Here is a 14,811-nt window from a genome sequence, read left to right on the forward strand (position 1 = left end):
TGCACCCCCCAGGCCGGTAGCCGGCTCTTGTCTGCTTCTATAGTATCACATCAGGAAGCGTCGAAGAACCGCAGCTCCGGCATTTTCTCCATCATCCTCGCCTTCACCGACAACCACAGGCCGTTCATTTTGTCATAATCGCCCGGACTGAGCTCCAACCAGGGAACAATGCGATAGTTGCGAAAATTTTCGTAGCGGTTGTAAGTCGGCGTGAAAGCCGGGTTTTGCAATGTGATCGTGGCCGCTCCATTCTTGACGGTCTTGACCACTTCAATCTGGCCGATCCCGCCGATGAGCTCCAGCGGCTGATCCTGCGCCGACAAGAAATTGCCGAGCGAATACATGACTAGCGTCCGCATCCCGTCTTCGCGCTCGACCCATTCGAAAGGCTGCAGCACATGCGGATGCGTCCCGATCACGATGTCCGCCCCCCAGGCCGACAGCCTTCGAGCCAGCTCGATCTGATTCGCGTTCGTCGCCATCTGATCCTCGCTGCCCCAATGCATCGCCACCACCACGACGTCCGCGAGTTGCTTCGCCCGTGCGATTTCGTTTTCCATCGCCGCATCCTGGGTCCGATTGACCAAGTAAGGCTTGTTCGCCGGGACCGGGATCCCGTTCGTGCCATACGTGTAGGAGAGGAACGCAAACGAGATGTCATTCCTCACAAGCAGGCGAATCCGATCGTGGTCCTCCTGAGAGACGAAAGCGCCTGTGTAGGGCATGCCGATCCGATCCCAGTAAGCTGCAGCGGCCAAAATACCCGGCTCCCGCATGTCCATCGCGTGATTGTTGGCCATGGTGACGAGGTCGACGCCTGAATCCTTCAGCGCATCGCCCACCTCATGCGGACTGTTGAAGAGCGGGTACGAGGATAGGCCAAGCTCGCTCCCGCCGATTATCGACTCCGAATTTGCCATTAGCAAATCCGGCCGCTGCAGCATGTCCCGGACCTGAGAGAACATCGGGGTGAAATCGTAGCCTCCGCCATTCGGCAGCATCGCATCCCGGTAGACGGAGTTGTGGATAAGCACATCCCCGATCGCGGCCAAAGTGACCTGCGAAACGACCGGCGCCGGTGTCGGTGTGGGAGTCGGTGTTGGCGTAAGAGTGGGGGCCGGCCTCGCCGATTGCACCGCAGACGGAGTCGGGGATGGTGCTGCGGAATGCCCGGGCAGCGCTTCAGCGAGCTCCGAATCCGGATTCAGACGGGACAACTCGAACCCGATGCCGACCGACAGCAGCAAGATGACGATCAGCAGCAAGCCTACTATTTTTTCCATCTTGGTAAAAGTAAACATCCTACTCCTCGAAGTCGGTTACATGTAAGACCCGGTTAGCCGGGACGGCCGCCCAAGGCTTTCCAATAGCTTTCCCTATTTTTTCCCGAAAGGCGGCATCGCTCTCCAAAGCATGGACAAGCTCAGGCGACGCCAGCAGCCGAACGACACTGCGCTCCGTCTTCAAATAAAACTGAAGCTTGTATTGCCGCAATCCTTTCCAGCCCGGCACCTCCTGCAGAACATGCTCGAACGGAACAGTCATCGCCGGCATCATCTCCCCTTCGACCGTATAGGAGATCGAATCGCCGCCCAAGCTCAGCACCTGCAGGCTGCCGTCCGTCCGACCGTCGTAGAAATAGCCCCAATCGCTCAGCAAATATTTGATCCCCAACAGCTTCGGCTCCCGTTGATCCGCGATCGGCAGCTTGAGCGTGACGGCAGACTGACTTCCGCTCCATTCCAGCTGGTAGCCCAGCTTCTCCGCAACCGCGCGAAGAGGGACATACAGCTCTCGATCGTACACAAACAGCTCCGGATGGTCCTTCACCAGCTCGCCCTGCACGTTGAGTGTCACAGAGGGGAACGTCACTTCAGTCTCCAGCGGAACCTGGGTGAAATCCGGAGGCGTCGCCAGCTCATCGCGATTCGCCTCCTTGAGCTCGGGTTTGCCGGCTGCGGTCCCCGCGCTTCGAATGGATACCGTTCTTGCCTTTTCGTTCCAGTCCGTCAACAGTCCGAACGTCTCCGCCCATACGGCAAGAGGAAAATAGACGGAATCATCCGCTATCGCCGCCCGAGCCGGCTTCCCGAGATAACGATTCTCCAAAAACAGCCGGATCTCGTTCTGACGATGGAGCAGCAGACGATCCGTTCGGGGAGGCAGCGCCGGCGCCGGCTTCACCCGCTCGCGCAGCCAAGCGAGACGAATATCCGTTCGGACATCGGACAGCCAGTATCCGTCGAACACGCTTGCATATGGCAGCTCCGCTCCATGAGAATAGAACAAATACGTTTTTCCTGCTTGAAGCGCGAGACCGCATTGGTCGGAATCGTTATTGGTCCAAACGAAGGCAGCAGGCGTTCCTTTCAAGCTCTCCACCGTCTCGAGCGTCGCTACCAGCTGCGAGGGGTAAGCGGCCTCCACCTTCAGCACCTTTGCCGTGAAAATGGATTGCGCCTCCAAAAAATTTTCCTCCATCGTAGTCGGCCCCCGAAAGCATGCGAAAGCCGGCGAGCTCCAGAAGCTCAACCCCAGGCCAAACAAGAAGACCAACCCCAGCACACAACCAAGCCAACGTTTCATGGCTATGCCCTCTCCAATTCGAGTTAGATCAACACTTTCACGACAATTTTCTTGACCGGCGCCGGTTCCTCGTCGACCGCAATGCCTGGGATGTGAGCATCCTGCGGGGCAAAAACAGCGAACGAGCCTGCCGTTACTTCACAGAGACTGCCTTCGTCGCCCTCGAACAAAGCGTAGTCGCCTGCTTCGTCATATTCCTTCTTGATGCGGACCTGGTCCAGATGCGCAAACCCCATCAACTCCGTGCCCTCCGCCAAGTACTGGATATCGAAATAACGGCGATGCGCCTCCCACTTGCCCTCGGCAAGCGGCTTCGTGTTATAGTGCTGCACCAAAAAATACAGGTCGTTGCCATCGATCTCATATTTGCCAGGCGCCAGTCCCGGAAGCGATTCCGCATGCTCCTGCAAATATCGGAAGCCGGCAGCCAGTTGCGGGTGAATGCCATAGTAGTTGGCGGCATTGCTCAAACGGTCGAGTATCACCGGGTTATCCCATCCTTCGTTGTTATTAAGACGATCGTAACACAAACCGGTGGACACGTCTCCCTCTATCGGATAAAAGCTGCTCCGTCTTTACAAAAGTCCAAGCCAGGATCCCTACCCCTGTGAATCCAGCACCCGAATCAAATCATCAGCTTCATACACGAAGCCGTACAGCAGCGCCACATACCATAGAGCGACTTCTTTGGCGGTTTCCGTGCTTACCGTCTCCTTGTTCTCGATCGCGGTCACCGCTTGGCGGATCGTGGAGCATAACATGCCGTGCTTCTGCATTTCGAACATGCCGCCCGGCGAGGTCAGCAAGCAGCCGTTGATCGCAAAGCCGGCATAGATCAAGTGATTGACGCCGTTCTCCTTGCACAGCGCGAACAATTGAGGCGCATTCTGAGCGACGCCTTCGTCGCCGAGAGGCCTCGCCTCCTCCGGGAAATCGAGGCGGGCTTGTCCGCGCGCGATGTCGTCGACATTATGCAGCCCGGGAAACGAAAACTCGCGCCGGAACTGATACAGCCGGTCCCGAACCGGGTCCGAGGCGATCCGTTCCGGCGTTTCCACCCGTTCGCCTGCCAGTTCAACCGCATGCCGATAACCTGGAAGCGCTTTATAATACTCGCTGTCCGGCCGCACGACGTGGAATACGCGCAGGCCGGACGTTCTAGCCGCCTGCAGCAGCGGCGGAAACACCCGCTCGCAGATCTCATAGGAGCGGGGAATATATTCGACCGTCCGGTGCCAGCCGGGGAACTGCTCCCGCGTTCCGCAATCCCAGGCGTGCATAACGACTAGCGCCGTGCGGGACAAGTCCAGCTCGAGGTCCGCTTTTTTCCAGCCGCCATAGCCCTCTCCCGGATAGTCCCGCTCGAAGTCCGCGTCGAAATGCTGATAGTATTGCGTCGGTACGCTCACGATTCTGTTTCGGTTCATGGTGGATCGCCTCCATTCGATGTCCGTTTCAACGCCAGTTTAGTGGCGTCAGCTGCGTTTTGTCAACGTCCTTTTAGAAATCTTGCCGCCTGTTCGCATCCCCACAAACGCTCAAAAACCCGATCCGACTTATCGTCGGACCGGGTTAAACCATTAACCCATTAAGGCAGCAGCTCCACCTTCGCATCGTCGAAGCGCACTTGCGCCTTCGAGGCGTGCAGCCCGAAGCTGCCTCGCGACAGCATCGGCTCATACACCGACAGCTCCTCCGTGCCGTTCACGTAAAACTTCAACACGCCGCCTTTCACAACCGCCTTGAATGTATAGTACGTGTTCGTGTTGAACGTGTACGTCTTCTCCGCCAGCGTCACCGGCGTCGCCTCGGCGTTCAGGCCGCTCTGCACCTTCTCGATGCGCAGCTTGCGCGTCGTGCCGTCGTTGTACACGATGAACCGGTAGCCGTCATTGCTGCCCAGCGAGCGCATCAGCAGACCGGCGCGTCCCGGAGCGGCGCCCCAAGCCGTCACCTTCACCTTGGCTTCGCCCGCGTAATCCTTCCAATCGTTCTGGACGCGGGATCGAATTTCGCTGTTCGTCTCGTCCTGGCTGTCGGAGAACAGCTCGTTGTTGTTGATCAGGAAATGCCCTTTGCCGATATCCCACTTGCTGTGTACATTCGCCACCTCGGTGACAGTCACGTCGTCAAAATAGTTCCAGGCGCGGCTGCCCGACAACCCGACGAATCCGAGCGGGATATCCGTATCGTAGGCGGTCAGCTTCTCAACCCCGTCGACGTAGAACTTCAACGTGTTTCCGCTCGCCACCGCCTTGAACGCATACGTCTGACCGATCACCATCGTGAAGGCCGTGCTGGCCAGCACGGTTGTCGTGCCGTTCATGTTTTTCTCGATCCGCAGCTGCGGGGTGCCGTTATTCGCCGTCCAGCGGAAATGGTAGTTGAGCGTAGGACTCAAGTAGCGCGGATAAATGCCCGCCGAATAATTGCTGCCGGACTTGCCGTCGATCGTCACTTTGGCCAGCACCAGCACATCGTCCCACTTGGTCGTCGTCAGCGTTTTGTAATCCGACGCTGCCAGGTCGCTTTGGTAGTACACTTTGGAAGCGCCGACCGTTTGGACGTTCCAAGTTCCGGACACCGGACTCCAACCGGTTGCCGTGCCGCCTTCATAATCCCAAGTTTGCGCCGTCAGCCCGGTCACGCTGAAATCGTCGGTCAGCGCCGTCGTACCGGTAGTCGGGATGCTCGCCCCGCCCACAATGACATTGCTGCCGCTTGGGGTAAAGGTGATCGTGCTGCCGTTCAGCTTCACCGTGGACACGCCAGGGGCGTAGATCGTAATCGTAGGCGTCAGCACCTCGCTCGAATACAGCTCAAGCACGGTGCCGTTGTACGTAACGGACAAGTTTTGCACGGTAGCGGTGGAGCTCACCAGGTTCGTCGTACCGTCCTTGAGCAGCGTCCCCCTCATCATGGAGACGGTTTTCAGGCTGCCGCCGGATGTTTTCTCGATGTAAGCAAGCTCGCCGTTGTAGCTGTACGTGCCGAAGCTGCGCGTTGCCGGCGATGCCTCATGAGACAAGTAATACGTGCCGACGTTGCCGTTGTTGCCGCTGTCGTGGTTGATCGTCATCGCGCTCGCCACTTGATTCGTAACTCCGATCGACAGGCGGGTGACGGTGACGTTCTTGTTCGAGCCTGCCGGCTCCGGATACAGCACCGTATCGAAGAACGTGTCGGCTGTAACCGTCTTGTCGAAGGAAAGGAACTGCACATTGCTCGTCAACAGACCGCCGTCCTCGGAGTAATACCCGTCCGTATGAACCGTAGCCGTAACGAAGGTAGGGTCGGCCGGGACCACTTTCACATTCGGCTGGCTGGCATAATTGGTTTTGGCTCGCTTCGTCGTCGGGTCCACTGTAATAGTAGTCGGAGGGAAGTGCCACAATTGCTTGTAAGTCCGGCCCGAACCGGTGGAGCCTGTCAGCAGATCGGAAACGATCCAGAAATCCGGTTTGGCGAAGAAAATTTTGCGCGTATGGGTGATCGGTGAATAGTCCGCATGGGAGCCGCTGTAGAAGTCGAAGCCGCCGTTGGACTGCCAGTTCAGAATGCGGCGATTGCTGTTGCCTTGCGCTACGCCGTTGATCTCGATCGTGTTGTGGGCCTCCGTCGACTGGCGCAGCCAGTTGCTCGAAGGGGTGTTATAGTAATCTTGCACGCCGGGATCGGCGATCAGACGTTTGCCGTACGCATACATCGTCAAGCTGAGGTCGTCCGGGTGATTATGCGAGCCGGTGTAGCTCGAATCCGAATTTTCCACTAGCAAATATTTGTCGTTCGTGCCCCAGCCGCTCTTCATAATGCCGAAGCTGTTCGGATACAGCACCGACGTGGTCGTGGGCACCGTGCCCGAAGCGCCGTTGGTCGCCATGTATTGAAAATCCGTTCGGCCAAAGTACCCGGCGTAATCGCTCATGAGGCCGGTTATATCCATATTTTTGCTGGAGGAATCGCCGATCTTGGGCTCCTCGAAGTTCGGCATCGAAATGTCCATCAACACTTCGCCGCCCCGCTCGAGCAGCTCGGACAAATCCGGCAGCACCGTGTAGCCGTTCAGATTGCCGGCTTTCTGAATCGCGTTGATGAGATCGAGACTATATTTGTGGTAATTTTCCGTCGTCTCGTAGTTCATGCCGTCGTCCTTGATGTTGTTCGATGCATACTTGTAAGCCGCGACTTCCGCACGGTACCGCCAAGTTTCCGCATCCTTGAATTCCGGGAAATTGACGCCGGTCAAGTAGAGGGAACGCGCCAAGCTCATGTACCAGTTGTTCCCGCTCGTGTTCTCGATGTCGGAATGAATCCGGTCGGCCATTTGCCATAGATGCTTCAGGTACGCCGAATTGCCGTTCGCATCGATCGTCGTGCTTTCCTTGAACACCATGTAGGAGCTGATCCAGACGGAGGTCCGTTTCGCCATGTCCAAATAGTTGTTCGCGTTTGCATCATAGCCGGTGTTCACATTGCCTTTGTCCGAAATGTACTCCAGCGCCATCTTCATCCAAGCATCCGCATAGCTGTTCTTCAGCGTCGTGTTCGTGGTTGCGGTGTAAGCCGGCGTGAGGATGTAATACATCATGAAGTCGTAAATGTAGTAATGAGGGGCCCCATACTGGGTTGGCACCGCCGGATTCCAATACAAATCCCAGTTGATATTGCCGACCGGGAACGTCGTCGATTGACCGTCCGTGAAGCTGAATTGGTAGTTGACCAGTTGAGCCGGCGTCGAGTTCATCGGGGATGTGAGCGGCGTCGTGCCCATGTCCGTCTCGTACACGTTCGTGCGGTTTTTGAAATACGTCAGCAGCTCCGACTTCGCCAGCGTGTAGTTGCTCGCATTGACCGCCGATTTGACCGCCGATAAACCCGGGTAATCCAGATTGATTTTCGCGAAAAAGTTCGCATCCGTCATTGTGCTCGTGTCGGAATAAGCCCGTGCCGCCTGAGCGCCCCATAACGCCACGATCAACCCCATCGCCAGCGTAACCGCCAGCTTGATCCAATTGCTTCGCCTCTGTGTCTTTCCTCTGATGAAATCCTCCTTACCTGTAATCGTTCCGTACAACACTGAACACCTCCGTCCAAAATGTTGGTCCACCCGGTGGGGTTTATATAGGAACGCGCGCAGACGGGCTGCGCACGTCGGACCCGAAGTTAGCTCTATCAGTTCGGTTGGCTTGTTTTGGCTTGTCTTGGCTTGCCTCGGCTCGGTAAACCGGGCCTTACATGCAGCTTCTCAGCAGCCGGTCGATATTGAGTCCCAGAATGTGCGTTTCTCGTCATCGGAAATGTCTGCCATTGCGATACGACCGAAAGTGGGACGAGGGTCGAAAAACGGCATGTCGGTGCCGAACACGACTTTCTTGGCCCCGGCCTCGCGCACGAACCATTCCACGTTTCCTTCATACGCATAGGAGATCGCCAAGTCGAGGTAGGCGTTGTCACGGCTCGTCACGATGCGGATCGCATCCTCCATCGCCTTCGGGTAGGCGCCGGAGTGGCCGATCAGGAACTGCGCCTGCGGGTATTGTTCCGTCAGCCTGTAGATGGTGACCATGTCGGGACGTCCCTATGTGTGGATAAGCAGCAGTAGCAGTCAAAAAAACTCAAGCTATCCATCGGCAAGTCATTCCTCTCTCGGGTAAATAAGTTTAGAATAAAAACCTGATTTATTCCTGTATATAACTAATATGTATCATAGCTTTCCTTGCTGGCAAGAGAAAATTTGGAGCGGGCGTCCGTGCCAAACGATTATTCGTCCAACCCGGTTACTTCTGCTCCAATCCCCGCCAACAGCATTGAGTTATTCGTCCAACCCGGCTAACTCGCGTCTTCCCGACCGTCAAGGCGACACGGGACAGACGCCGAACCACATCCGGCGCACCCACATCGATGGTTCCTCTTACTTCTGGCGTTCCTGCATCTTGTTGTAGATGTCGAGCAATTGATCGATTTTCAAAGACTTCACCTTGGCCACATGCTCATCCCACTTATCGAAATCCCCGTTCTGCACGAAAGCTACGGTGCGAGGCACGGTGTAGTCGCGGATGGCGGCTTCCAGCTCGGCCACCTGCTTCTTCTCCGCTTCGGTGAACTTCAGTACCGGCGGCAGTTGCTGATCGAACTTCTCCTTGTCGAACCGCTCGAAGGCGGATTTCACATCCTTGTTGCTCAAGTACAGGATCTGGTTCGCGTCCGGCGTATTTTTCAACACGGACCCCAGAGACATGAAGCCATAGTGGGCCGTATATTCGTTTTTCCCGTTCGGGTTCAGAGGCGTCTTCACATCGCTGGTCCAGTTGTACGTGCCATCGGCGTTCTTGACCGCGGTATCGCCCACTTTGCCGAAATTGGACAGAATCGAACCTTCTTGACCGTACAGCCAGTCGGCGTATTTGAACAGCGCTTCCTTGTTTTTGCTCTTCGTAGAGATCATATAGCCATCCGTCTGGACGATCTGGGAGCGGACTAAATATTTTTTCTCGCCGATGCCGTCCTGAATGAGCGGGTCGAGCGCCATCAGCTTCCAGTTCGGGTTTTTCTGCGTGGCGAGCGGCAGCATCGTTTCGATGCGGTAGATGAAGTCATACGTAATGAAAGCTTTGTCGTCGGTGTACAATTTGTCTTCCCACTGCTTGGTCGCGAGCGTCGCCCATTCCGGATCGAGCAGCTTTTCGGCGTACAGCTTGTTCAGATACTGCAGCATCGCCTTGAAATTGTTCTCCATCGGCCCGAACTGCCACTTCTTCGTCTTCTGGTTGTAGTACACCATGTCGCCCGTACCCCATTGCGGCCCGAGATCGAGGAACCAGTTGCCGATCGGCGAGCTCATCGTATTCCGGCTGATCAGCGGCATCGAGCCCGGATACAGCTGCTTGAGCTGCTTCAGCACATCGTACAGCTCGCTGGTGTTGGTCGGCGGCTTCAGATTGTGCTTGGCGAAAATATCGGCGCGATACAGCCACACCTTCGTATACTTCGGCAGCCCGATCTGCGGGATGAAATAAATGTTGCCGTCGCTTGCGGTCAGAATATCTTTGGCATCCTTCTCGGTCTCGAGAATTTTCTTCAGGTTCGGCATGAGGTGCAAATAGTCGTTGACCTTCGCCAACTGGCCCGCGACCCCGTATTCGTTGGCAGAAGCCAGATTGTAGTGGATCAAGTCGGGCAAATCGTCCGTGGCGGCCATCAGCTTGAGCTTCTGCGTGAAGGCGTCTCCGGCGGCAGGCGTAAAGTCGAATTCAATGTTCGACGCTTCCTGCAAGTTTTTCCAGACGGTCCAGTCTTTCTTGAACGGCCACGACGGATGCTCTTGAATCAGAAAAGTCGCTTTGATCTTCTTGTCGGTAACCGGGTGTGTGGAGGTGGATGCGACAGGCGAACTGGATCCGGACGGTCCCGGCGTTTCTTCCGACTTGCTGCAGGCGACCGTCATCGTGGTCAGCATCGTGGCGGCAAGCGCCAGACTCAGCATTTTTCTCATGCTCGTTCGATTCCCCTTTGGTTTTGGATTTGGTACGGCTATGATCGAGATGTCAGCCCTAGCCCTTCAGAGCCCCCATCGCAATACCTTTGGCAAAATATTTCTGCAAAAACGGATATACCAGCATGATCGGAATCATCGAGAGGATGATCGTGGCGGACTGAATCGCTTCCCGGGCTACGAATTCTTCGGCCGAATTGTTCGACTGGGCCATCTCCCCCTCGGCCACGAGGAGATTGCGGAGCACGAGCGCCAGCGGGAATTTCTCGGGTTTGTAAAGGTACAGCAAGGCGTTCGTGAAGTTGTTCCAGTTGTCAATTGCGTAGAACAGGCCGATGGAGGCGATGATCGTCGTGGACATCGGCAGGATGATGCGGATGAATACCATGAAGTCGTTGGCCCCGTCGATCGCGGCAGACTCAATAATCTCCTCCGGGATGTCCTCGAAGAACGCCTTCATCAGAATCAAGTAAAAGCTGAGCACCGCCCAAGGCAGAATGACGGCCCACATCGAATCCTTCAGACCCAGCTTGAAAATGACGATGTACGTTGGAATCATACCGCCATTGAAGAACAAGGGGATCGTCACGAGCAGCATCATGAGCTTGCGGGCGATCAGTCGTTTACGCGAAAGGGCGTAGGCGAGCGCCGTGGTCAGCACGAGATTAATGACCGTCCCAACGCTTGTGTAAAGCAAGGAGTTTACAATCCCGTTTCGTACATTTTCCATGTCCAGCACTTTGAAGTAGGCCGCGAGCGTGGTGCCCTTTGGGAAAAACGTGATGTTGTTGTTCACGATCTCCGTGCTGCTGCTGAAGGACACCGCCAGGATGTAGACGATCGGGTATAGGGTGAGCAGGCAAGCCGCGATCGCAATGAGCGCAAAGCTCCAATCGATCAGCCGGTCGGCGAGTTTTCCGTTGGTCATAAGGTTCGTCTCCTAAAAGGCGCTTTTCGAAGTCAGTCTCTTGGTCACGTAATTCGTGCCGAGCGCGAACAGCAGCGATACCGCCCCTTTGAACAAATCGACTGCGGACGCATAGCTGATGTCGCCATGCAGAAACCCTCTGCGATAAATGTAAGTGTCGATGATGTCGGATGTGGCATAGTTGAGCGGGTTCTGGAGCAGAATCGTTTTTTCAAAGGAAAGGTTCATGATTTGCCCGACCCGCAGGACGAACATGATGGCGATGATCGGGAAAATGAGCGGAATCGTGATATGGATCAGCTTCTTGAGCCGACCGGCTCCATCGATCGCACTCGCTTCATACAGCTGCTGGTCGATACCTAGAATGGCGGCGATGAAGACGACGGCGAGCCAGCCGTTTTTTTGCCAAATCTCGGTGATGATGTAGATCGGTCGGAACCATCCGGGCTCCTGTATGAAATGGATCGACTCCCCGCCGAGCGCCTCGATCAGCCGATTGATGAGACCGGTCTCGGGCGCCAGCATGTTGATCGCGATGCCTACAATGACAACGGTTGCAATAAAGTACGGCATAAGCGCGATCGATTGCGTGAACCGGCTGAGCAGCCGGCTCTTGATCTCCGTCAGCAGCACCGCGAACAGCACCGCCACGGGCAGCGTCAGCACGACGCTCAGCAAGCCGAGCAAGACCGTGTTCTTGAGCAGCATCCAGAAGCTCGGGTGGTTGATGAACATCCGGATGTTCTTGAGCCCGACGAAATCGCTTCCGAAAATGCCGTCCCGGATGCTGAAATCCTGGAACGCCATCACGATCCCGAACATCGGAAAGTAGCGGAACACGATGTAGTAGAGCAGCCCGGGCAAAGCGAGCAGCAGCAGCCATTTGTCTTTTTTCAGCCGCTCCATCAGAGAGAATCGCGTTCGCCGACGGGTGGTGCCGGGGAGTAAGGGTAAGTCTAAGTCGTCGCGGGTTACGGGATTGTTTCCGTTCATCTTCGCCTCCTGCTTCGATTGCCGTCATGCTGCAATGTCGTGATGGCCCCACTATACGGGCGGCAGCCCCGCCTTCACAATCGCCGGAAATCCACATTCATCACTCGCTGAGGCGTTTCGGGAATAAAGTACATGAATCCGGACAGCGGTTGATGGAGGCGTAATCAAAAAGAAAAACCGCACGATTCAACATCACCGCACGGTTTTTCCGATTTTTGGGCTACAGCGAATATTGCGAGCTCAACGAAGAGGCCCAGAAACTATTTTCAGGTCAGAGACCTTCTCTTCGCCCACTTCAAACAATTTCCCTGTAAGACTTCGGAGTGACGCCCTCCATGCTCTTGAACTGCCGGATAAACACGTTCACGTGATTGTACCCGACCTGCTCGGAAATCTGATTCACCTTGCTCAGCGTGCTCCTCAGCAGCTTCTTGGCGACCTCAATCCGATAGCGGTTCAAATAGTCGGTGAAGTTCTCGCCGATCGTCTCCTTGAACTTGCTCGATGCGTACTTGGCCGACAGATTGAAGTGCGCCGCCATCGTCTCCAAGTAAATATCCTTGTTGTAGTTTTCCTCGATGTATTGAATGAAGCATTGCTGGAGCTTCTTCCGCTCCTTGTCTTCATTCGCGCTCTCGTCCGGCGACTCCAGCTTCCCGATCAGCTCCTCGTACAGGCGCGGCAAGAAGGCCGCCTCTACCTCCTCCACCGCGTGGTTGAGCGGCTGAATGAGCTGCTGCATCTCGTCCAGCCGGTGCGGGAACTTTTCGAAGATCGCTTCCGACAAGCTCGTATTGATTTTCGCGGTAAGCACCTTCAAGTTTTTCAAGCTGATGCCGCGCTCCAGATTGCTGTTCAGCAGCTCCTGCAGCCACTGGATCAGCGATTGCTTCTCGTCGCATGCAATGGAATTGCGGATGCGATTGCGCAGTTCGCCGGGGATGTACTGGTATTCCGGCCAATCCTGCTCCGCCGCCATCACCTTCCCGCTCACTTGTACCGGTACATGCTCTTGCAACTGGACGACCTCGTCCAACGCCTTCTCTATGGCGTCCTTCCCCTCATAAACACTGCTAAAAAATAAATTGATGCTGCTCCGGTCCTGCGCTTGCTGATAGTCGTTCAAGCTTTTCTGCAGCTTGGCTTGCAGGGCTGTCGAATCTTTGATGCTCTTGGCGTCGATGATGAAGATCGTCTTCAGGCGGGAATAGTCGAAGCTCTTGAACCGGATCGAATGCTGCTCCAGCATGCGGCCCACTTGCTCTTCAAACTCGTAGGCATTGATGCCGAGGCCGTCGCCGGACCTCATTTTCATGCTGATCAGCACGATCTGGATTTGCTTGATGCCCTTCAGGCCGAGAAAATCTTTAACGTCCTCTACAAAGGAAGTGCCGGAGGATTTCAGCAGCAGGTTCGTGACGAAGGTATCTTCCAGCAAGCTTTTGATGTTCCGCAAATTTTTGTTGTACTTGCTGAGAAACCAGGAGGTCGCCGCTATGATCAGGAGGAGGAAGGTTGCCAGGATCAAAATCGGGACGTAGCTGCTGCCCAACTGCTCGTAGTACATTTCCAGGTTGACTACGTTCAGATAAATCAAGCTGCGGTGGGAATCGGACTGGTACAGCACCAGATTGTTGTTAGCCTTGATCGCGTTGACGGCGCCGTCGAGCTTCAGCTCCTCTTTTTTCGCCCGGTAGCCCAAGTTGCTATTGAAAAAATCCTGCAGCGCATTGTCGCCGGCACCGCCGATTACGAAGAAATTATTCAGCTCCGCATCCTGCTGATACACGACCTTCTGGATGTCCACTACGAAGCCTACCATCAGCTCGGAATTTCGCGGGTTGGACGCGTCCACATACAGCATCCGCTTGAAGTAGTCCCTCCGATTGATGAGCTCGTACTCCGGAAATTTGGTGACGTTCATGACGACATCTTCCCGCCTCTGCAGCAGCGTCGCCCACTTGGCGGTTAAATATTGATCCGAATATACCGAGCGAAAATACACATCCAAGTCGATCGATCCTTGCGCCGAGACAAAATATTTGGTCGTCGGGTTGTAGATGAACACGTCGTCGACATAGCTGAAATTGGAAACCACTTTATTGAGGGAATTGATCTGGTTGAACTTGCCGAGGGAGTCGTCGGCGCCGGCCGCTTGCTTGATGTAGGGGTCGCCCCGAAGCTCGAAGGCGCGGCTCTTCATTTCCCGGAACGCTTCCTCGATATTAGCGACATGGTTCAGAAACGTGCCCTCGTTCACCCGCTTCTGCTTCTCGTCGATTTCAATCTTCGCCAGCCCATACACCATGAACATAGCGACCCCGAAAGCAGCTATTATCGTGGCATAGACAATGACAATTTTCGTAGACACCGAGAAAAAGCCTTGCTTGAACTTCTTCACCCTAATCCTCCTCGCATGCTGAGTTCAAACAGGTTAATGTAAGCGTTTTATTTTTTGAGAGAGAAACGTCCCATTTTGAAAATAGTATAGCATCGCGGCAAATAATTGGGGAGACGATTGTGTGTAGGAAATAAAGAAACATTTCCCGAATGTATTCCATGACCGAACTTCCATTAGGAGAATGCCGTTATGGAGCCCAACGTAGACCGCACGATCGCTAATTAATTCCGCTCCTTTCCCTCCCTGCACCCGAGTTACTCGTCCAATCCGACTATTTCTGCTCCAACCTCCACTCCCTGCACCGAGATACCGAGATACTCGCCCGAACCGACTATTTCTGCTCCAACCTCCACTCCCTGCACCGAGATACTTGCCCAATCCGACTATTTCTGCTCCAACCTCCACTCCCTT

The 14,811-nt window shown here is 55.2% G+C and carries 10 protein-coding genes; all 10 read right to left on the reverse strand.

Features of this window, described 5'->3' with window-relative positions; genetic code table 11:
• Positions 1 to 50: 50 nt before the first annotated feature.
• Positions 51 to 1,301, reverse strand: a complete 1,251-nt coding sequence (locus PKO02S_RS22220; RefSeq protein WP_127586289.1) for a CapA family protein — start codon at positions 1,299 to 1,301, stop codon at positions 51 to 53.
• Between the two features lies 1 nt (position 1,302).
• A complete protein-coding gene (locus tag PKO02S_RS22225; protein ID WP_127586291.1) occupies positions 1,303 to 2,586 on the reverse strand; it encodes a stalk domain-containing protein in 1,284 nt (427 codons plus the stop codon).
• A 23-nt stretch (positions 2,587 to 2,609) separates the two neighbouring features.
• Positions 2,610 to 3,071, reverse strand: coding sequence for a NanQ anomerase/TabA/YiaL family protein (locus PKO02S_RS22230; RefSeq protein ID WP_164821606.1), 462 nt, complete (start codon positions 3,069 to 3,071; stop codon positions 2,610 to 2,612).
• A 114-nt stretch (positions 3,072 to 3,185) separates the two neighbouring features.
• Entirely contained in the window at positions 3,186 to 4,013 is an 828-nt protein-coding gene (locus PKO02S_RS22235; RefSeq protein WP_127586296.1) for a hypothetical protein, read from the reverse strand.
• A 161-nt stretch (positions 4,014 to 4,174) separates the two neighbouring features.
• Positions 4,175 to 7,660 carry an alginate lyase family protein gene (locus PKO02S_RS22240; RefSeq protein ID WP_127586298.1) on the reverse strand — a complete coding sequence of 1,162 codons (3,486 nt, stop codon included), beginning with the start codon at positions 7,658 to 7,660 and terminating at the stop codon, positions 4,175 to 4,177.
• Positions 7,661 to 7,831: 171 nt separating this feature from the next.
• Positions 7,832 to 8,152, reverse strand: a complete 321-nt coding sequence (locus tag PKO02S_RS22245; protein WP_127586300.1) for an amidohydrolase family protein — start codon at positions 8,150 to 8,152, stop codon at positions 7,832 to 7,834.
• 345 nt (positions 8,153 to 8,497) lie between these two features.
• Entirely contained in the window at positions 8,498 to 10,078 is a 1,581-nt protein-coding gene (locus PKO02S_RS22250; RefSeq protein WP_127586302.1) for an extracellular solute-binding protein, read from the reverse strand.
• A gap of 58 nt (positions 10,079 to 10,136) precedes the next feature.
• Entirely contained in the window at positions 10,137 to 11,006 is an 870-nt protein-coding gene (locus PKO02S_RS22255) for a carbohydrate ABC transporter permease (protein ID WP_127586304.1), read from the reverse strand.
• Positions 11,007 to 11,018: 12 nt separating this feature from the next.
• Positions 11,019 to 11,999: an ABC transporter permease gene (locus PKO02S_RS22260; protein ID WP_127586306.1), complete on the reverse strand. Its 981-nt coding sequence runs from the start codon at positions 11,997 to 11,999 to the stop codon at positions 11,019 to 11,021.
• A gap of 295 nt (positions 12,000 to 12,294) precedes the next feature.
• On the reverse strand, positions 12,295 to 14,400 hold the full coding sequence (locus PKO02S_RS22265; RefSeq protein ID WP_127586308.1) for a helix-turn-helix domain-containing protein: 2,106 nt from the start codon (positions 14,398 to 14,400) through the stop codon (positions 12,295 to 12,297).
• Positions 14,401 to 14,811 lie beyond the last annotated feature (411 nt).

The organism is Paenibacillus koleovorans NBRC 103111 (assembly GCF_004000845.1).
Taxonomy (GTDB): domain Bacteria; phylum Bacillota; class Bacilli; order Paenibacillales; family NBRC-103111; genus Paenibacillus_AA; species Paenibacillus_AA koleovorans.